This window comes from Nonomuraea sp. B5E05, assembly GCF_039880665.1.
In the GTDB taxonomy this organism is placed as follows: Bacteria; Actinomycetota; Actinomycetes; order Streptosporangiales; family Streptosporangiaceae; genus Nonomuraea.
In genome coordinates this window covers 31601-49679 of record NZ_JBDPMJ010000018.1, presented here as the reverse complement: position 1 = coordinate 49679, position 18079 = coordinate 31601, and the positions used below count along the sequence as shown (strand labels likewise).

The window sequence follows — 18079 nt, the reverse complement described above, 5'->3', positions numbered from 1 at the left end:
CATCAGTCCAGGGTGAAGTAGTCGGGGCCGGCGTAGCGGCCGGTGGCCAGCTTCTGGCGCTGCATGAGCAGGTCGTTGAGGAGCGACGACGCGCCCAGCCTGAACCACTCCGGCGTCAGCCAGTCGTCGCCGGCCGTCTCGTTGACCAGCACCAGGTTCTTGATGGCGTCTTTGGTGGTGCGGATGCCGCCGGCCGGCTTGACCCCCACCTGGCGGCCGGTCGCGTCGCGGAAGTCGCGCACCGCCTCCAGCATGATCAGCGTCACCGGCGGGGTCGCCGCCGGCGACACCTTGCCCGTCGAGGTCTTGATGAAGTCGGCGCCGGCCAGCATCGCCAGCCAGGACGCCCGCCGGACGTTGTCGTAGGTGGCCAGCTCCCCGGTCTCGAGGATCACCTTCAGGTGGGCCGCCCCGCAGGCCGCCTTCACCGCGACGATCTCTTCGTACACCTTCAGGTAGCGGCCGGACAGGAACGCGCCCCGGTCGATCACCATGTCGATCTCGTCGGCGCCCGCCGCCACCGCGGCCGCGGTCTCGCCGACCTTGACCTCGAGCGAGGAGCGGCCGCTCGGGAACGCGGTCGCCACCGAGGCGACCTTGACCCCGGCACCGCCGAGCGCCTCGACCGCGACCGGGACGAGGTCGGGATAGACACAGACGGCCGCCACCTTGGGTGCGCCGCCGCCGGGCCGCACGGCCTTGGTGCACATCGCGCGCACCTTGCCGGCCGTGTCGGCCCCTTCCAGCGTGGTCAGGTCGACCATCGAGATGGCCAGGTCGATGGCCCGCGCCTTGGCCGTGGTCTTGATCGAACGGGTGCCCAGCATGGCCGCCCGCTGGTCCGCGCCGACCCGGTCGACACCGGGCAGGCCGTGCAGGAATGCTCGCAACGCGGTGTCGGACGAAGCGACGTCCGTGAGCGAGGTAGTCACAGTTGACACCATCACAGCATCGCCGACCAGGGCCTCCAGCTCCAAACCAGACCACCTTAGGGCGATCGTGCCCCAGGTCCTAGGTACGCCTGGCGTGTCCGCTTACCAGAGATAAGGCATCCACCCGATGTGAGGGGCGGGGCCTTAGCACGAGTCTTAAAGGTGTCAGGAAGAAGCACGAAAAAGCAGGAGACACCGTGAATCCCGAGATCGAGTACGAGCTCATGAAGAACCACGCCAGCGAGCTGCGCAGGACGGCCGCCGAGCACCGGCGCGTACGCGAGGCGCAGCGGGCGAACAAGGCCGGGCGCCGGTCGATCTTCGGCAAGCGCCGTTCCTCATGACCGCCCCACGAGTGCCCGGCCACATCCTCCCTCGTGGCCGGGCCTACGTACCCCCATGAACGAGCGTAAAGACGTCGAAAGCAACCGATAAGGCATGACATGCTGGATGACATGCGGGGACGATCGGTCAGTCCCGTCTTCGTCGGGCGGCAGGAGGAGCTGAAGGCCCTCTCCGAGACGTTCGACGAGGCGCTCAAGGGCACGGTGACGGCCGTCCTCATCGGCGGCGAGGCCGGGGTCGGCAAGACCCGGCTCGTCCACCGCTTCGCCGAGCACTGCGCCGCCGGAGGCGCGCACGTGCTGTACGGCGGCTGCGTCGAGCTGTCCACGGAGGGCCTGGCCTACGCGCCCTTCACCGCCGCGCTCCGGCAGCTCGTCAGGGAGCGGGGGCCCGGCACGGTGACCGGGCTGCTCCCCGACGGGGCCGAACGCGACCTCGCCCGGCTGCTGCCCGAGTTCGGGGAGTTCAACGGCGACGGCGAGACCGACGCCGGCCGCGCGAGGCTCTTCGAGCAGTTCCTCACCCTCCTCGAACGCCTCGCGGCCGGCCGTCCCACCATCCTCGTCATCGAGGACATCCACTGGGCCGACAGGTCCAGCCGCGACCTCATCGCCTTCCTCAGCCGCAACCTGCACACGCCGCAGGTCCTCATCGTCATGACCTACCGCTCCGACGACCTGCACCGCCAGCACCCGCTCAGACCCGTGCTGGCCGAGCTGGGCCGGGTCAACGGCGTGCACCGGCTCGACCTGCCCCGCCTGTCGAGGGACGAGGTCGCCCAGCAGATGACCGGCATCCTCGGCGAGGTCCCCCAGTACGCCAAGGTGCAGAAGGTCTACGAGAGCAGCGAGGGCATCCCGCTGTTCGTCGAGGCCCTGCTGGACGGCGGCGAGGACCGCACGGTCCCCGACTCCATGCAGGACCTCATCCTCAGCGCCGTCGAACGCCTGCCCGAGGAGACCCAGCGCGTGCTGCGCGTCGCCGCGGCCGGCGGCACCAGGGTCAGCCACGCGCTGCTGGCCGCCGTGAGCGGGCTGTCCGACATCGAGCTGGAGACCGCTCTGCGCCCCGCGATCGCGGGCAACGTGCTGCAGATCGCCGACAACCGCGCCTACGTCTTCCGCCACTCCCTGATCCGCGAGGCCGTCCACGACGAGCTGCTGCCCGGCGAGCACCAGCGCCTGCACGCCAGGTACGCCGAGGAGATCTCCAAGGACCGCAGGCTGGTCCCGCCCGGCCGTGCCGCCGTCGAGCTGGCCCACCACTGGTACGGCGCCCGCAACGACCAGTGGGCGCTGATCTCCGCCTGGGAGGCGGCGCAGAAGTCGTTCAAGGCGTACGCCTACACCGAGGCCGTCCCCCTGCTCGAACGCGTCCTCATGTTGTGGGACCGCGTGCCCGACGTGGCCGAGCTCATCGGCGCCGACCACACCGCCGTGCTGGAACGGGCCTCCGAGGCCGCCAACGCCGGCGGCGACGTCGACGCGGCACTCAAGTTCGTCAAGGGCGCGCTGTGCGACCTGGACGAGGCCGCGGAGCCGGCGCGGGTGGCCCAGCTGATCGTGCGGCGGGCCGGCATCAAGAACTCCAAAGGGCACCCGGGGGTCATCGACGACCTCAGGCACGCGCTGCGGCTCGTCCCCGAGAACAGCCTCGACTGGGCCGAGGTCGTCACGCCGCTGAGCCGCCACCTCATGCTCAGAGGCGCGATCACCGAGGCGGGCGAGCTGATCGCCGACGGCCTGCGGCTGGTCAGGGAGCACGGCGAACGGAGCCTCGAAGCCGACCTGCTGATGAACCTGGCGCTCGGCCACTCGCTCAACGGCGAGCTGGAGTCCACGATCATGGTCAACGAGCAGGCCCTGGAGCTCGGCAGGGCAGCGAACGCCGGCCGCATCATCACCAGGGCCATGGGCAACAACATCGACGCCCTGACCGACATGGGCCGCGACGACGAGGCCCTGCGCATGGCGGAGGACGGCTGGCGGCTCGCCAAGCAGTACGGCAGGCTGCGCGGCAGCGGCCTGTTCATCCTGAACAACCGGGCCGAGGTGCTGGAGTCGCTCGGCCGCTGGGACGAAGCCATCGAGGTCGTCGAAGCCGCGCTCGGCCACGGGCCCGTCCTGCGCACCCGGTACGCCCTGCTGCGGGTGCGCGCCGACATCGCGCTGGCCAGGGGCGAGCTGGAGCTGGTCGAGGGCATCCTGTCGGAGATCGGCCTGCTGAAGCAGCGCCCGGAGGAGTTCGTCCAGGACATCACCAACAACGCCCGCCTGCTCATGCGCTGGCACCTCGCCAAGGGCGAGCCGGGCGCCGCCCTGGGCGTGGCCGAGGAGGTGCTGTCACGTCCCCAGCAGTCGAGCAAGGCCATGCTCGGCTGGCGGCTGCTCGCCCTGCTGCGCACGGTCTGTGACGCCACCGAGCCCGCCGAGCCCGCCGCGGCCGAGGGGATCGCGGCCGTGCGCCGACAGGCCGCCGACGTCGCGGCCGAGTTGTCGGTCATCGGGCCGGTCGTGGAGGCGTACCGGCTGTCGTACTGGGGCGAGTTCGACGCCGCGGCGGCGGCCTGGGAGCGGCTCCACCGCCCGCACAACCAGGCCAAGGCACTGCTGCAGGCGGCCGCCGTGGTCGCGCGCGGCGGCGACCGCGAGGGGGCGGCCGCGCGGCTGAAGACGGCGCTGCCGCTGGCCGAGGCGCTGCGCGCGACGCCGCTCGTCGAGGAGATCGAGGCGCTGTCCCGCCGCGTGGGCGGGCTCTCGCAGGGTCAGGAGCAGTCGGAGCTGCTGACGCCGCGCGAGCTGGAGGTGCTGCGCCTGGTCACCCAGGGCCGCACCAACCGGGACATCGCGGCCGAGCTGTTCATCTCGGCGAAGACGGTGAGCGTGCACGTGTCCAACATCCTGGCCAAGCTGGGCGTGACCACCCGGGGCGAGGCGGCCGCGGCGGCCCACCGGCGGTCCCTGCTGGCACCGTAGCCTTCCGGGGCGGCTCGGCCAAGGACACGGCTTAGGGGGCGGCTCGGCCAGGGACACGCCCTCAGGGGGCGGCTCGGCCAGCGACACGACAGCCTCAGAGGAGCGGCTCGACCAGGAGAACGACGCCGAACACCGCGAACGCCGCGGCGGCGCCGTACCTGATGACCTTCTCGGGCAGGTGCCTGCCCATCATCCGCCCCACGACGATGGCCAGCGCGTCCGCCGCCACCATGCCGACCGTCGAGCCGATCCAGGTGCCGACCCAGCCGTGCTGCGTCGCCAGCGTGATCGTGGCCAGCATCGTCTTGTCGCCCAGCTCGCTCAGGAAGAACGCCACCGTCACCGCGATCAGTGCGTTCCTGGTGGTGCGCCGGGCCTTCTGCGCCTCGTCCTCGGTCAGCTCGTCTCCGCGCAACGTCCACACCGCGAACCCGAGGAAGGCCAGCCCGGCCACCACGGAGATGGCCGTCGTCGGCAGGGCGTCGCCGATCAGGCCGCCCACGGCGACACTGAGCAGGTGCACGACGGTCGTGGCGATCGTGATGCCCAGGAGCACGGGCCACATCTTGAAACGGGTCGCGAACGTCATCGCCATCAGCTGGCTCTTGTCGCCGAGCTCGGCCACGAAAATGACGCCGAGACTGATCCAGAACGCTTCCAACGGTCCTCTTCCGCGCGACCAGGCCGGAAGCGAAAGCCCGGGGAGATGCGGGCACGGCTTCGGCCCGGCAGCGACTTGTCGCATGACTGCCAGGCCGAAGGTCTCGTCCGCCCGTCTGAGGCCCGTGTGACCGGGCGCGGTGAAGCGCCAGTGTGTCGATCACACGATTGGGACTACTCCCCTTCGGTAATTCCGACACACCATAACAGACCGGATCGGGCCGCTATTCCCCGAGGGCGCAACCGACCAGCACCGGCTCGTTGACCAGCGTGACCCCGAACTTCTCGCGCACCCCGTCGCGCACCTGCCTGGCCAGCGCCAGCAGGTCGGCGGTGGTGGCGCTCCCCGTGGGATTGGTGAGGGCCAGCGTGTGCTTGGTCGAGATGCGTACGGGCCCGAGCTCGTAACCCTTCGGGAAGCCGGCCTGCTCGATCAGCCAGGCAGCGGGCACCTTGACCGATGCGTCGGGCAGGTCCCATCGCGGATGGCCCGGAGCGCGCACCGCCAGCGCTTCCGCCTGCTCGGCCGTGAGGACGGGGTTGGTGAAGAAGGACCCTGCGCTGCGCGTGTCGGGGTCGCCAGGGTCGAGCACCATGCCCTTGCCCCGCCGCAGCTCCAGGACCGCCTCACGCGCCCGGGCGAGCGGCACCCGGCTCCCCGGCTCGGCCCGCAGCCGGCCGGCCAGCTCCGCGTACGCCAGCGGGCCGGACAACTCGGAGACATCCAGCGCGTACGTCACCGCGAGCACCACGTGCCGCGCCAGATCCCGCTTGAAGACGCTGTCGCGGTAGGAGAAGCCGCACTTCCGCGCCTCCAGGTCGACCACCTGCCGGGTGCGCCGGTCGTAGGCGCGCACGCACCTGATGGTCTGGGCGACCTCCTGGCCGTACGCGCCGACGTTCTGGATGGGGGTCGAGCCGACCAGACCCGGGATGCCGGACATGCACTCGAGGCCCGACCAGCCCTCTGCCACGGCGCGGGCGACCAGCGGGTCCCAGTCTTCGCCCGCCTCGACGGTGACCAGCACCTGCTCGCCGTCGCGCGAAACGGTCACGCCCTGGGTGGCGACCTTGATGACCAGCCCGTCGAAACCCTCGTCGGCCACCACGACGTTGCTGCCCCCGCCGAGCACCAGGGTGGGCACGGCGTTCCTGTCGGCCTCGGCCACCAGGGAGACGAGTTGCTCCGCCGTGAACGCCTCGGCGAAATCGCGGGCGGGCCCGCCCAGGCCCAACGTGGTGTACGGCGCGAGCATCTCCATGGGCCCACAGCCTACTAACGGGCGATCCGCCCGACAGACCGCCGCTACGCCCCGAACCGGCCATGAAGGCGGCCAGGCGGGATGGTTTCCCGCCAGGACACGGGCCGCCGCGGGACTCCCGCCGGGCCCGACCCGCAGAACCGTCAGGCGGAGGCGTGCAGGAGGCGGAGCACCCCGTCATAGTTGCGCCGCGACTCCCGCTCCAGATAGTCGCCGGGCACCTCGTGCCGGCCGAGGCGCTCCACGGGCGGCCGGTCGCGGGGCACGAGCAGGGTGCCGTGCAGGGCGAGCGAGAGCTCCAGGTCGGCGTTCCTGCCGTGACGGGCGTCCTCGGGCAGCGCTCCGAGCGCCGGCGACCGGCGTACCGCCATGAGGTCTCCGGTGAGCGCCCGCACCCGGCCCGGCCCTGCCTCGCGCCAGTTCCGGCCGTCGCCGAGCGGTTCCGCACCCCACCAGCCGGCCGCGACGGCGCCTTCGGCGATGGCCGCGATCAGCGGGGTCAGCGCGTCGCCGCGCAGCACGGTGGTCGTCTCCATCAGTACGTGGACCTCGGACGTATCGAGCCGCAGCAGCTTGGCCCGGCTCTCGCCCCAGGTGGCGGTGCCGCCGCGCCAGTGCGGCCGCTCGGCGACGTGCCAGGTGGCGATCCGGTCGGGCCGGCGGCGGGCCAGGTCGTCCAGCATGTTGCCGGCGCCGTCGACGTTGCCCAGGTCGAGGGCGAGCACCCGGGCCCGCGTGTGGTCGATCAGCGACTGCACGCACCGCTGCACGTCCTCGGGCCAGCCGTCCACGAGCAGGCCCACGCTCGTGGTGACGTCCGCGGTCTCGACGCGCTGCCGCTCGGTGTTGACGCCCAGGTCGTCGAGGCGGCTGGTGGCCAGCGAGGCGTCCCAGGTGCGCTGGGCGTGCAGCATGCCGTCGCGCTCGTCGTCGCCGTGCTGGCCGGGGTCACCGGAGAAGCCCAGCTCGGCGGCGGGGTTCTGGCGTGCGTGCGTGCCACGCGGCTTGGTCCCGGCCGTGCCGACACCGGTCGCCGCCGCGCCCGGGCCGCCTGCGGTGTCGCGGCCGGAGCCTGAGGTGCCCGCCACGTCCTCGATGCGCGGGGGCCGGAGATGGCCAGGGGGTTTGGCGTCGGTGACGGCGGAGACGGGGATCGATCGGACCGTGGGCCAGACTTCTCGCGCGGCTTCAGACATACCGTCACGGAGTACCCGAAAGCGGGCCGACTTATCATCCCGGCCCGCCGAGGTTGCGGGCCGACTCGTCACCCCGGCCCGCCCGGGCTCAGGTCAACTGCACCACCGCACGCGCCTTGGACAACACCTGTGCCTCGCCCGACCTGGCGACGAGCCCGACGACCACCCGCTTGTCCTCGAGTTTCTCCTCGATCACGCCGCTGACCGTGATCGTGGCGCCCTGGTCGTCATCGGGCACGACCACCATCGACGAGAACCGCACGCCGTAGTCGACCACCGCCCCGGGATCTCCCGCCCAGTCGGTGACGAACCGGCCGGCCTGCGCCATCGTGTACATGCCGTGCGCGATCACGTCGGGCAGCCCGACCATCTTGGCGAACCGCTCGTTCCAGTGGATCTGGTTGAAGTCGCCGGAGGCCCCGGCGTACATGACGAGGTTGGAGCGGCGCACGTGGTAGTCGACGGGGGCGAGCTCCTGGCCGACCTCGACCTGGTCGTACTTCACCGTGGCGGTCATCAGGCGGCCCCTCCGCGCTCGACGATCGTGTTGTAGGTGACGCAGACGGGCTCGCCCTCGACGGTCGTCACGTCGCTGCGCACGGTCAGCAGCTCGTTGCTGCCGGCGGTGCGGATGTCGGTGATCGTCGCGGTCGTGACCAGCTCGTCGCCGGCGATGACGGGACGTACGTACTCGAAGCGCTGCTCGCCGTGGACGACCATGGCGAAGTTGAGCCCCAGGCCGGGGTCGGCGAGCGCCTCGCCGCCGCTCTGCAGGCTGAAGACGATCGGGAACGTCGGCGGCGCGATCACGTCGGGGTAGCCGGCGGCCTGCGCGGCCGCTTTGTCGCGGTAGAGAGGGTTGTTGTCGCCGATCGCGGTGGCGAACTCCCTGATCTTCACCCGGCTGACCTCGTAAGGGGCGCTGGGCGGATAGCTCCGGCCCACGAAGTCACGGTTCAAGGCCATCGGTGGCTCCTCGTATGTGTCCAGCCGAGCGCTGCTGAGGGCGACGCTAACAGAACAACGTTCGGCTGTCGCGGGAGATGGCCGTGATTTTGCCGGGGTGCGAACACGACGAACCGGCGCCCTGCGAAGGGGACGCCGGCTGTGCGATGGAGCGTGTGGAGGGCCGAGGCCCCCTGCCCGGTGCGAACCTAGCGGGTCTCGCGGTGCGCGCGGTGGCAGCGGCAGTTGGGGCAGTATTTCTTCAGCTCAAGCCGATCCGGGTCGTTGCGCCGGTTCTTCCGCGTGATGTAGTTGCGGTGCTTGCACTCCTGGCAGGCCAGCGTGATCTTCGGCCTAACGTCGGTGGCAGCCACTTGGGAGTGCCTTTCTACGTTCGGGACATGGACACACCCGTGCCCAGGCCGTCGACCTGGGATTGGGCAGTAGCGGAGGCCGGACTTGAACCGGCGACACAACGATTATGAGCCGTTTGCTCTGCCTGACTGAGCTACTCCGCCTTTGAGCCGGTTAGCAACACCGGCCACCGTAGAGAATACCCGACGTGGCGAGCACATCAGCAACTCGCTCCATCGGGCGGGGTCTCTAGTATGCCTCAGCAACCTCGGCTACCGAAATCCGGAGCCCCGGGAAGAGGGGTCGCGTAGGGGGCTCGTGCGTCACCAGCGACGATAGACCTCCTCCGCCCACCCATACAAGTCTGATATGTCTACGATCTCCCCGTCGTCGGCGACGACCGTGCCCCGGTAGCAGCCGAACGCCTGCGCCTCCCTGCTGCGCATGTACCCCATCCTGCGCACGTCGGACTTCCTGACATGCTCGGGGACGAACTCCAGGTCCACCCGCTCGCCTGTGACCCGCCAGGGCGCGTGCCAGTCGGAGGTGTCGTACCGCCAGACCAGCTCCTCGCTGATCTTGTGGACGTGGCCGTCCAGGATGAGCGCGTTCTCCACGCTGCCGGTGCCGTCGGTCCACTTGCCGCCGATCTGCACGGCCACGTCACGCCCGCCAGGCCGGCCGGCGGCGGCGCCCCAGTTCCAGAGGATGTCCGAGGGCCAGCGGCCCCGGCCCAGGTCGAGGGTGGCCAGCGCGTCGCCGGTCGTGAACGTGTACGTCCTGCCGTTGACGCGTACGGTGCCCTCGGCGGGCCGGCCGACGTCCTTGACGGTGTACTGGAAGCGCCGCGACGACCACGGCACGACCAGCGACAGGCTCTCCCTGTCCGGGACCCGGTGCACCAGGACGTCCGCCTCCATCTCGGCCGACTTGAGCCGCAGCCGCGTCCCCGCGGCCGTCTCGTCCACGCTGATGCGCACCGGCCCGGCGCCGATCCGCACGCTGCCCTCCCCGCAACGCTCGGAGAAGGAGACCTTCCTCGCGGGCACGAGCAGGCCCCGGCTGGCGACCTGCTCGCCGGTGCGCCGGTCCAGGAACCAGGCCGACTCGCCCGCCAGGTAGTCGAGGCTGCTCGCGCTGAACGCGAACACCTGCCCGGGGCTGGTCACGCACCAGTAGTCCCAGCGCATGGTCCGGCCCCAGCCGCGGAGGTTGGCCCGGTGCAGCGGGACCCGGCTCCAGCCGATGGCCGCCGGGTTGAGCCGCCCGTCAGGCAGGCACAGGTCGACCCGCGCGGTGATCTCCCGTTCGCTGACGGCGTGCGGACTCGTCTGCATGGTGCTCCCCGTCATCGCCCCAGCCCCACGCTGAGGTACTTGTAGTCCAGGTAGTCGGACACGCCGAGGCTGCCGCCCTCGCGCCCGTAACCGCTGTTCTTGACCCCGCCGAACGGTGCCTGGGGCGGGGCCAGCGGCCCGCCGTTCACGGTGACCATGCCGAACCGCAACTCCTCGGCCACGCGCACGGTCCTGGTCAGGTCGGACGTCCACACGTAGGCGGTCAGCCCGTACGGCGTCGCGTTCGCCCTGGCCACCACGCCCTCGACGTCCTCGAACTCGATCACCGGAGCGACCGGGCCGAACGTCTCCTCCCGGCACACGAGCATGTCGTCGGTGACCCCGGCCAGCACGGTGGGCGGGTAGAACGTGCCGGGCCGGTCGAGCGGCCGCCCGCCGGTCAGCGCCCTGGCCCCGCCCGCCAGCGCGTCGTCGACGTGCCGGGTCACCTTGGCCAGCGCGGCGGCGTCGATGAGCGGGCCCATGTCGACGCCGGGGGTGACGGCCTCGGCGTGGCCCACCAGCGCCGCGGTGAACTCCGCGGCCACGCGGCGGTGCACGAAGACGCGGTTGGGCGACGTGCACGCCTGCCCGGCGTTGAGAAACTTGCTGCGGGCCACCGCGGCGGCCGCGGCGACCGGGTCGGCGTCGGGGAAGACGAGCACGGGCGCGTGCCCGCCGAGCTCCACGCTCATCCGTTTGACGTCGTCCGCGCTCTGCCTGATGAGCTCCTTGCCGACCTCGGTCGAGCCGGTGAAGGAGACCTTGCGCACCCGCCGGTCGGCCATCACCGCCTCGGCGAAGCGGGCGGGTTCGGAGGTCGGCACGACGTTGAACACGCCCGGCGGCAGGCCCGCCGCGGCGAACGCCTCGGCCGCGGCGATCGCCGACAGCGGGGTCAGCTCGGCGGGCTTGAGCACCACCGTGCACCCGGCGGCCAGCGCCGGGCCCAGCTTGCGCGTGATCATCGAGACGGGGAAGTTCCACGGCGTGATGCCGGCCACCACCCCCACCGGCTCGGGCATCAGCCAGATGCGGTTGCCCTCGGCGGCGCCCGGGACCGTCTGCCCGTAGACGCGGCGGGCCTCCTCCGCGGCCCAGAGCAGGTGGTCGGCCCCGGACCGTACCTCGGCGACGGCCTCGGCGAGCGGCTTGCCCTGCTCGGCGGTCACCGTCGCGCCGATCGCCTCGGCGCGCCCGGCCAGCTCGTCCGCCGCGCGGCGCATGAGGACGGCCCGCTCGTGGGCGGGCAGGGCACGCCAGAGCGGCAGCGCGGCGGCCGCGGCGTCGACCGCCCGGCCGGCCAGCTCCGGTCCGCAGTCGGCGACCTCGGCGATCGCCGCTCCCGTGGCGGGGTCGTGGACGGTGAACGTCCGCCCGTCGGGCGCCGCGTGCCATGAGCCGCCGATCAGCGCGCCTCGCCTCGTGTCAGCCGTCTCCATCTGTCTCCCGCATCCCGTCGATCAGTGCTTGCATGGCGGCCTTCTCGTGTGCGTGCTGTAACTTGCTGGCCAGCGCGATGTCGCCGGCCACCAGGGCGTCCCTGATGGCGACGTGCTCGGCGTGTGAGCGGGGCAGCCGCCAGGGCACCAGCCGGAAGCCGCGCTGGGCGGTCTCCGTCCTCGCCCAGAGCCCCTGCAACATGCGGTGGGTCAGCCTGCTGTGCTCGGTGTCGCACAGCAGCGAGTGGAACCGCCGGTTGAGCGTGGCGAACGCGGCCACGTCGCCCTCACGGGCGGCCACCTCGCCGCGGGCGAGCACCTCGTCGACCTCCGCCAGCCGCGCGCCGGTCAGCCGCTCGCCGCTCAGTTCCAGCGCGAGCGCCGTCAGCGCTGCCCGCACGCTGTAGAGCTCGCGTACGTTCTCCACGGTGAACGCCGCCACCACCGCGCCCACGTGCGGCCGCTCCACCAGCCACTCTTCCGAGCAGAGCTGTTTGATGGCCTCGCGCACCGGCGTCTCGCTGATGCCGACGGCCTCCGCCACCACCCGGGTGATGATCTTCGTTCCCGGAGCCGCCTCGCCGGTCATGATCAGATGCTTGATGTGCTCCGCCGCCAGATCGGCCTTGGTACGGAAACGGGAACGCGGTTCGGCCATGTCGACAGCCCTTCAGACCTGCTGGACGGTGAGCGGCTCGATCGCCGCGTAGTCCAGCTCTACACCGAGTCCAGGACCATCCGGAACGCCTACCAGACCGGAGGAGTCGGGCAGCAGCGGCTTGGTCAGCATCGTGTGGAAGACCTCCGGGACGATCACCGGCGGATCGTAGGGGTACTCCAGCCAGTCGCAGTTCGGCAGCGACGCGCAGAGCTGCAGGTTGCCGGCCACGCCCAGCCCCGTGGCCCACGCGTGCGGGATCACCCGCCGCTGCCTGGCCGCCGCCATCGCGCCGAAGTCCCGCAGGGCGCCGATCTCCTCGCTCTCGTTGGCGTCCGGCTGGAAGATGTCGAAACAGCCGTCCTCCAGCATGCGTACGAGCTGGCCGATGCCCCGGTTGTGCTCGCAGCCCGCGATGGGAATCGGCGAGGCGGCGGTCAGCTCGCACAGCGCCCGGTAGTCGTGCCGGGGCAGCGGCTCCTCCAGCCAGGCCACGTCCAGCGCGGCCAGCTCCCTGGCCGTCGTGAGCGCGCGTTCGTAGTCCCACACCAGACGGCTGCCGTCCGGCGCGTACCGCCAGCGGGAGGCCGCCTGGTTGGCGTCCACCATGATGGCCACATCAGGGCCGACCGCCTCGCGAACGGCCGCGACCTGCGCCACGTCCTCGGCGACGGTGGCGGCGTGCACCCGCAGTTTGATCCCCTGGAAGCCCTCCTCGACCACGCGCAGGCTGTCCTCCACCCGCTGCTGCGGGCTGCGGACCTCGCCGAAGCTCGCGTAGGCGCGCACCGCCCCCGAGTGCCCGCCCCACAACTTGTACAGCGGCTGCCCGCAGGCCTTGCCCACGGCGTCCCACACGGCCACGCCGACCACCCAGGGCCGGGGGAAGACGTATTCGGCGACGTACCTCAGCCGGTTGGCCACGTGGGTGGTCGCGAACGGGTCGAGGCCGAGGAGTTGCGGCCTGATCCAGCCGCGGATGGCCTCCAGCATCATCGGCCCGGTGCCGTGGCCCATGTCGCCGCCCGCCACGCCCACCACGCCCTCGTCGGTCTCGACCTCGACGACGACCGCCGACATGGCGCGGTGCGCACCCTCAGGGGCCCACGACGGGACGAACGGCCTCGGGTAGGGCATCTCGATGACCCGCCCCCGCACGTCTGTGATCCTCATCTGCCCTTCACCCCTTGGTCGCGCCGTCGGCGAGACCCTTGATCAGGTATTTCTGCACGGCCAGCGCGAAGACGACCACGGGCAGCACGGTGAGCACGCCCACCGCCGCCAGCGGCCCCCACAGCCCGCCCTTCTCGGTGTCGGCGGCGATGCCCGCGATCGCGACCGGGATGGTGACGGCCCTGTCGTTGGTGAGGATCAGCGCGAACAGCAGTTCCTCCCAGGCCAGGATGATGCAGAAGATCAACGTGGAGATCAGCCCGGTCAGGCTGGTGGGCACGATGATCCGCAAGAAGGCGCCGAACCGGGTGCAGCCGTCGATCATCGCCGCCTCCTCCAGTTCCGCGGGCAGGCTGCGGAAGAAGGCCCGCATCAGCCACACCACGTACGGCACCAGGAAGGTGACGTAGGCCAGGATCACGGTGATGTACTGGTCGGTCAGCCCGAGCTTCCTGGCCACCAGGAACAACGGCACGACCAGGGCGATGGGCGGCACCGCGCGGGAGGCCAGGATCAGCCCGCCGACCACGCCCGCTCCGCGCATCCTCATGCGCGACAGCGCGTACGCGGCCATCGACCCGGCCACCATCGAGATGGCCGACGCGCCGGCCGCCACGATCACCGTGTTGATCATGCGGGGCAGGATGCGGGCCTGCTCGAAATAGCTGACGTAGTTGTCGAGGGTCAGCTCGCTCAGCCAGCGCGGCGGGACGGTGAAGATGTCCTTCGGCAGCTTGAACGAGATGCTGACCATGTAGACGACGGGGAGCAGGAAGAGCAGCGTCACCAGGACGGCCCCGGCGATCGCGGCGTAGCGTCCCGCTGTTGACCTCACCATCGGTTCTCCAGGCGGTGGCTGACGCGGAACAGGACCATGGTCAGGAGCAGGGTCAGCACCAGCACGATCGTCGCCATCGAGGAGGCCGTGCCGAACTCCAGGCTCCTGAAGCCCTTCTCGTAGATGTAGAGGTTGAGCACGTTCGTGGCGTTGCCGGGGCCGCCCCTGGTGGCGGCCAGCGCGATGTCGAACATCTTCACCGCGCCCAGCCAGCGCACGATGAACGCGGCGGCCATCACCGGCACGAGCAGCGGCAACGTGATGTGGCGCAGCGTCTGCCAGCGGCCGGCGCCGTCGGACCGAGCGGCCTCGTACACGTCGCCGGGCAGCGCCATGATGCCGGCCGCGGCGATGAGCACGACGAACGGCGTCCACCGCCACGTGTCGATGATGATCACGCTGGCCATGGCGAGCGTCGGGTCCCCGATCCACTCGACCGGGCCGATGCCCACGAGCCCGAGCACGTAGTTGACCACGCCCCAGAGCGGGTCGAGCAGCATGCGCCACACGCCGCCCGCCACGACGGGCGCGACGACCATGGGGACCAGGAACAACGCGCGCAGCGCGCCCCGCCCCCGCCACTCGACGTTGAGCAGGAACGCGATGGCGAATCCGAGCACCATCTGCAGCGGCAGCGCGATCACCAGGTAGACGGCGGTGACCTTGAGCGACTCCAGGAAACCGGGGTCGTTCAGCACGGTCGCGTAGTTGCGCCAGCCCACCCAGCCGGTCGGCTGGAACGTGGCCAGGTCGAAGTCCGACAGGCTGACCCAGATCGTGTAGAAGATCGGGTAGAGGAGCATGCCGGCCAGCAACACCAGGGCCGGGGCCAGGAAGAACCAGGCGGTGCCCGGCTCTCCCAGCCGCACCCGTCTGGCGATCACTGCCCGTAGCCCTTGGACTTCAGCAGCTCGGTGATCTCCTGGGCGGCCTGCTGGACGGCCTGCTGGGAGGTGGCCTGGCCGGACATCGCGCGGCTGGTCTGCAGCGCCAGGATCTGCTGCACAGCGTCCGACTCAGGCAGGCGCGGACGCCACATCTGGCCCTTGCTGACGACCTCGTAGCCCGACTTGAGCGCTTCGTACACCGGCTTCGCCCACGCGGCGGGCGGGGTGCCGTCGAGCGTGGAGTTACGCGCGGGGAACGTGCCGAAGGCCTTGGCGGTGAACTTCTCGCCCTCCTTGGACGTGACCCACTGCAGCCAGGTCCAGGCGGCGGCCGGGTGCTTGGACTTCTTGGAGATGCCCGCCGTCCAGATGCCGCGGTGGGCGCCCGCGCCCGTCGTGCCCGCGGGCATCGTCGTGATGCCGACCTCGTCGGGCGAGAGCGTGGTGGTGTCCTTGTCGACGGCGGTGCCCTTGAAGACGCTGCCCCACATGAACATGGTGGCCGTCTTGCCCTGCCTGAACGCCTCCAGCGGCTCGTTGAACTGGTAGGTGCTCGCGCCGGGCGGCGCGTACTTGAGCAGGTCCACCTGCGTCTGGAGGGCCTTGACGCCGGTCTCGTCGTTGAAGGCGACCCGCATCTTGTCGTCGAGCAGCCGGCCGCCGCCGGAGTTGAGCACGGTCTGCCAGATGGTGGGGGTCAGCGGGTCCTTGGTGAAGTACGTGCCCACCGCCCACGCGTCGGTCTTGCCGTCGCCGTCGGTGTCCTGCACCAGCTTCTCGGCGTCCGCGAAATACTGGTCCCAGGTCGTCTCGGCGCTCGGCTCCTCGACCCCGGCCTTCTTGTAGAGGGTCTTGTTGTAGAACATGAGCAGCAGGTTCGACCGGACAGGCACGGCGTACTGCTTGTGCTCCCACTGCCCGGCCGCCAGCGGCGTGGGGTTGAAATCCGCCCAGTCATAGTCAGGAACGTTCCACTTGGCCAGCTCCGGGCCCTTGAGGTCGTAGAGCGCCCCGGTCTTGGCGAGCTGCGGCAGCCAGGGGTCGTCAGCCAGCACCGCGTCGTAGGTGGCCTCCGTGCCGGTGAGCTCCAGCATCGTCTTGGCGAGCTGGTCGTTGTACGGGACGCCGTCGACGGTGACCTTGATGTTCGGATATTTCTTGTTGAACTCGGGCACGAGCTGGTCCTGCCACTGTTTGGCGAACGCGTCGTTGGCGATGACGCGGATCGACACGGGGGCACCCGCGCTGCCGAGGCCGCCTCCGTCGGCCGGGATCTCCTCGGCGGGGGAGCCGCAGGCGGCGAGCGCCAGTGCGAGCGCGGAAGCCGTCGCGGCCAGCCGGATGTTCCTTGGCATGTGCCAGCTCCTTCGGGGGTGTTCGTTCCGGGGATGAAATTTCAGGCGGCGGGATCGATCGCGAGCTTCACGATGTCCCTGCCGTCGAGGGAGTAGCCGCCGCCGAGCGCCTCCAGGGCCTGCCTGGCCTTGGCCAGTGGGAGGCGGTGGCTGACGAGCTGGTCGAAGGGCGGGCCCGCGCGCTCCAGGAGGGCGAGCGCGCTGTGATAGCGGCGCTGCATGTCGGGGCCGGCGCCGTAGACGCCGGCGATCGTGAGGTCCCGCTTCAGCAGGTCGCTGTAGGGGTTGAAGGGGACGGCGCCGCGGTCGGTGAAGTTGCCCAGCTCCGCCAGCACGCCACCGTCGCCCACCAGCCCGACGGCCTCGACGAACGACTCGGGCGAGCCGGCCGTGCCGATCACGGCGTCGGCCGGGCGGCCCGTGCCGAGCGCGTCCAGGACCGCGCGCCTGCGTGCGGCCGGATCGTCCGCGCGGCCGAGGCCGACCACCTCGTCCGCGCCGAGCGCCCTGGCCAGCGCCAGCCGGGCCGGCGGCCCGCCGACCGCCACGACGCGCGCCGCGCCGGCCGCCCGGGCCGCCACCACCGCCATCAGCCCGATCGCGCCGACGCCCTGGACGACCACGGCCGAGCCGATCCTGACGCCGGCGCGTTCCACGCCGTGCAGCGCCACCGACAGGGGCTCCTGGAGCACGGCCGTCTGCGGGGGCAGGTCGGTCCGGTAGAAGACGGTGCCGGCGTTGGAGGCGTGCAGGTGGCTGGCGAAGCCGCCGGTGAGGTACGGCGGGCGGTCGGCGGGCGAGGCGAAGCCGTACGAGGGGCGGCGTTCGGGGCAGCTGCCCGGTCGCCGCCGCACGGTGCACTCGTAGCACCGGCCGCAGCTCAGGGACGGGAAGACGCCGACGCGGTCGCCGACGCGCACCGCTTCGCCCGCGTGGTCGGTCGTGACGCCCTCGCCGAGCGCGGCCAAGCGCCCGACGATCTCGTGGCCGAGCAGGGCGGGGAACCGGATGCTGGCCAGGCGGCCGCGGTAGATGTGCGCGTCGGTGCCGCACATGCCGCACAGCTCGACCTCCAGCAGGAACTCGCCGGGGCCGGGCTCGGGCAGGGCGTATTCGCGGACCTCCACGGCGCCGGAGGCGCTCATGACGATCGCCGCGCGCGCCGTCCCGCTCATCCCCGCCTCCGCATTCTGGATTCTATAGAATGCAGTTGAAGGTAGTTTGTCCGAATTTGACGGTCAAGGGGTTGCGGCAATGTTTCTCAGCGGCTCATCGGCCGGCATGACGGGCCGCCGCCGGGGTCAGGGCAACGAGAAACGCCCGGCTCCGCGGGTGCGGACCGGGCGTCTGTTCGGATGGCGAGCCCCCAAACGGAATCGAACCGTTGACCTTCTCCTTACCATGGAGACGCTCTGCCGACTGAGCTATAGGGGCCTGTCCGGCGCTGCGGACAGGTGTAACCATACACGGCGCTCAGCCCTGATGCGAACTTGTTCCGGCCTCCGCGGGGACCTCCGCGCGGCGCCGAGCGGGCAGCGCGACGACCTCGCACAGGTCGGCCAGATCGACGAGCATGGCCACCTGCGCGACCGAGGTGCAGTCGGCGATCAGGCACCCGTGCCTGCGCACGCGCAACACCTGCCGACCGGCCCTCATGGCCGGCAGGATCTCGTAGCCGTCGAGGCCGACCCATCGCCTGTCCATAGCCGCACACATTAGC

At 71.1% G+C, this 18079-nt stretch carries 18 protein-coding genes and 2 tRNA genes; 2 read left to right on the top strand and 18 right to left on the bottom strand.

Annotated elements, in window-relative coordinates; genetic code table 11:
- Positions 1 to 2: 2 nt before the first annotated feature.
- Positions 3 to 944 carry a deoxyribose-phosphate aldolase gene (deoC, locus tag ABGB01_RS29480; protein ID WP_347776927.1) on the bottom strand — a complete coding sequence of 314 codons (942 nt, stop codon included), beginning with the start codon at positions 942 to 944 and terminating at the stop codon, positions 3 to 5.
- Between the two features lie 185 nt (positions 945 to 1129).
- Between deoC and ABGB01_RS29475 the strand changes: the two genes are divergently transcribed.
- Both ABGB01_RS29475 and ABGB01_RS29470 read left to right on the top strand, forming a co-directional pair.
- Positions 1130 to 1276, top strand: a complete 147-nt coding sequence (locus ABGB01_RS29475) for a hypothetical protein (RefSeq protein WP_347617065.1) — start codon at positions 1130 to 1132, stop codon at positions 1274 to 1276.
- A gap of 111 nt (positions 1277 to 1387) precedes the next feature.
- A complete protein-coding gene (locus ABGB01_RS29470) occupies positions 1388 to 4252 on the top strand; it encodes an AAA family ATPase (RefSeq protein ID WP_347776791.1) in 2865 nt (954 codons plus the stop codon).
- Positions 4253 to 4346: 94 nt separating this feature from the next.
- Here ABGB01_RS29470 and ABGB01_RS29465 read toward each other — a convergent pair whose 3' ends face one another.
- The 17 genes from ABGB01_RS29465 to ABGB01_RS29385 form a co-directional block, all read right to left on the bottom strand.
- Entirely contained in the window at positions 4347 to 4913 is a 567-nt protein-coding gene (locus ABGB01_RS29465; protein WP_347776790.1) for a TMEM165/GDT1 family protein, read from the bottom strand.
- A 223-nt stretch (positions 4914 to 5136) separates the two neighbouring features.
- Positions 5137 to 6174 (bottom strand): UDP-N-acetylmuramate dehydrogenase, encoded by a 1038-nt coding sequence (locus ABGB01_RS29460; protein ID WP_347776789.1) that lies wholly within the window; start codon positions 6172 to 6174, stop codon positions 5137 to 5139.
- A 143-nt stretch (positions 6175 to 6317) separates the two neighbouring features.
- Positions 6318 to 7370 carry a hypothetical protein gene (locus ABGB01_RS29455; RefSeq protein WP_347776788.1) on the bottom strand — a complete coding sequence of 351 codons (1053 nt, stop codon included), beginning with the start codon at positions 7368 to 7370 and terminating at the stop codon, positions 6318 to 6320.
- A gap of 88 nt (positions 7371 to 7458) precedes the next feature.
- Entirely contained in the window at positions 7459 to 7887 is a 429-nt protein-coding gene (locus ABGB01_RS29450; RefSeq protein WP_347776787.1) for a MaoC family dehydratase, read from the bottom strand.
- On the bottom strand, positions 7887 to 8336 hold the full coding sequence (locus ABGB01_RS29445) for a MaoC family dehydratase N-terminal domain-containing protein (RefSeq protein ID WP_347776786.1): 450 nt from the start codon (positions 8334 to 8336) through the stop codon (positions 7887 to 7889). Before ABGB01_RS29445 ends, ABGB01_RS29450 begins: the two co-directional genes overlap by 1 nt.
- A gap of 188 nt (positions 8337 to 8524) precedes the next feature.
- Positions 8525 to 8689 (bottom strand): 50S ribosomal protein L33, encoded by a 165-nt coding sequence (gene rpmG / locus ABGB01_RS29440; protein WP_019632658.1) that lies wholly within the window; start codon positions 8687 to 8689, stop codon positions 8525 to 8527.
- 70 nt (positions 8690 to 8759) lie between these two features.
- Positions 8760 to 8833 (bottom strand) — tRNA-Met (locus ABGB01_RS29435).
- 159 nt (positions 8834 to 8992) lie between these two features.
- Positions 8993 to 10006, bottom strand: coding sequence for a DUF2804 domain-containing protein (locus tag ABGB01_RS29430; RefSeq protein ID WP_347776785.1), 1014 nt, complete (start codon positions 10004 to 10006; stop codon positions 8993 to 8995).
- Positions 10007 to 10017: 11 nt separating this feature from the next.
- Positions 10018 to 11448 (bottom strand): NAD-dependent succinate-semialdehyde dehydrogenase, encoded by a 1431-nt coding sequence (locus ABGB01_RS29425; RefSeq protein ID WP_347776784.1) that lies wholly within the window; start codon positions 11446 to 11448, stop codon positions 10018 to 10020.
- Positions 11435 to 12106 (bottom strand): GntR family transcriptional regulator, encoded by a 672-nt coding sequence (locus ABGB01_RS29420; protein WP_347776783.1) that lies wholly within the window; start codon positions 12104 to 12106, stop codon positions 11435 to 11437. Before ABGB01_RS29420 ends, ABGB01_RS29425 begins: the two co-directional genes overlap by 14 nt.
- A gap of 12 nt (positions 12107 to 12118) precedes the next feature.
- Positions 12119 to 13279, bottom strand: coding sequence for a mandelate racemase/muconate lactonizing enzyme family protein (locus ABGB01_RS29415; protein WP_347776782.1), 1161 nt, complete (start codon positions 13277 to 13279; stop codon positions 12119 to 12121).
- A gap of 7 nt (positions 13280 to 13286) precedes the next feature.
- On the bottom strand, positions 13287 to 14117 hold the full coding sequence (locus ABGB01_RS29410; protein ID WP_347776781.1) for a carbohydrate ABC transporter permease: 831 nt from the start codon (positions 14115 to 14117) through the stop codon (positions 13287 to 13289).
- Entirely contained in the window at positions 14111 to 15001 is an 891-nt protein-coding gene (locus ABGB01_RS29405) for a sugar ABC transporter permease (RefSeq protein ID WP_347776780.1), read from the bottom strand. Before ABGB01_RS29405 ends, ABGB01_RS29410 begins: the two co-directional genes overlap by 7 nt.
- Positions 14998 to 16359: a sugar ABC transporter substrate-binding protein gene (locus ABGB01_RS29400; RefSeq protein WP_347776779.1), complete on the bottom strand. Its 1362-nt coding sequence runs from the start codon at positions 16357 to 16359 to the stop codon at positions 14998 to 15000. Before ABGB01_RS29400 ends, ABGB01_RS29405 begins: the two co-directional genes overlap by 4 nt.
- 41 nt (positions 16360 to 16400) lie before the next feature.
- Positions 16401 to 17534, bottom strand: a complete 1134-nt coding sequence (locus ABGB01_RS29395; protein ID WP_347776778.1) for an alcohol dehydrogenase catalytic domain-containing protein — start codon at positions 17532 to 17534, stop codon at positions 16401 to 16403.
- Positions 17535 to 17720: 186 nt separating this feature from the next.
- Positions 17721 to 17793, bottom strand: a tRNA-Thr gene (locus tag ABGB01_RS29390).
- A gap of 39 nt (positions 17794 to 17832) precedes the next feature.
- The gene (locus tag ABGB01_RS29385; protein ID WP_347776777.1) at positions 17833 to 18063 is read right to left on the bottom strand and encodes a transposase; all 231 of its coding nucleotides are present in this window, start codon (positions 18061 to 18063) and stop codon (positions 17833 to 17835) included.
- Between the last annotated feature and the right edge of the window lie 16 nt (positions 18064 to 18079).

Bases quoted from the DNA above. Each gene is read 5' to 3' on its own strand.
- deoC (WP_347776927.1), bottom strand. From the start codon at position 944: ATGGTGTCAACTGTGACTACCTCGCTCACGGACGTCGCTTCGTCCGAC.
- ABGB01_RS29470 (WP_347776791.1), top strand. From the start codon at position 1,388: ATGCGGGGACGATCGGTCAGTCCCGTCTTCGTCGGGCGGCAGGAGGAG.
- ABGB01_RS29460 (WP_347776789.1), bottom strand. From the start codon at position 6,174: ATGGAGATGCTCGCGCCGTACACCACGTTGGGCCTGGGCGGGCCCGCC.
- ABGB01_RS29455 (WP_347776788.1), bottom strand. From the start codon at position 7,370: ATGTCTGAAGCCGCGCGAGAAGTCTGGCCCACGGTCCGATCGATCCCC.
- ABGB01_RS29450 (WP_347776787.1), bottom strand. From the start codon at position 7,887: ATGACCGCCACGGTGAAGTACGACCAGGTCGAGGTCGGCCAGGAGCTC.
- ABGB01_RS29445 (WP_347776786.1), bottom strand. From the start codon at position 8,336: ATGGCCTTGAACCGTGACTTCGTGGGCCGGAGCTATCCGCCCAGCGCC.
- ABGB01_RS29430 (WP_347776785.1), bottom strand. From the start codon at position 10,006: ATGCAGACGAGTCCGCACGCCGTCAGCGAACGGGAGATCACCGCGCGG.
- ABGB01_RS29425 (WP_347776784.1), bottom strand. From the start codon at position 11,448: ATGGAGACGGCTGACACGAGGCGAGGCGCGCTGATCGGCGGCTCATGG.
- ABGB01_RS29420 (WP_347776783.1), bottom strand. From the start codon at position 12,106: ATGGCCGAACCGCGTTCCCGTTTCCGTACCAAGGCCGATCTGGCGGCG.
- ABGB01_RS29415 (WP_347776782.1), bottom strand. From the start codon at position 13,279: ATGAGGATCACAGACGTGCGGGGGCGGGTCATCGAGATGCCCTACCCG.
- ABGB01_RS29410 (WP_347776781.1), bottom strand. From the start codon at position 14,117: ATGGTGAGGTCAACAGCGGGACGCTACGCCGCGATCGCCGGGGCCGTC.
- ABGB01_RS29400 (WP_347776779.1), bottom strand. From the start codon at position 16,359: ATGCCAAGGAACATCCGGCTGGCCGCGACGGCTTCCGCGCTCGCACTG.
- ABGB01_RS29395 (WP_347776778.1), bottom strand. From the start codon at position 17,534: ATGAGCGGGACGGCGCGCGCGGCGATCGTCATGAGCGCCTCCGGCGCC.
- ABGB01_RS29385 (WP_347776777.1), bottom strand. From the start codon at position 18,063: ATGGACAGGCGATGGGTCGGCCTCGACGGCTACGAGATCCTGCCGGCC.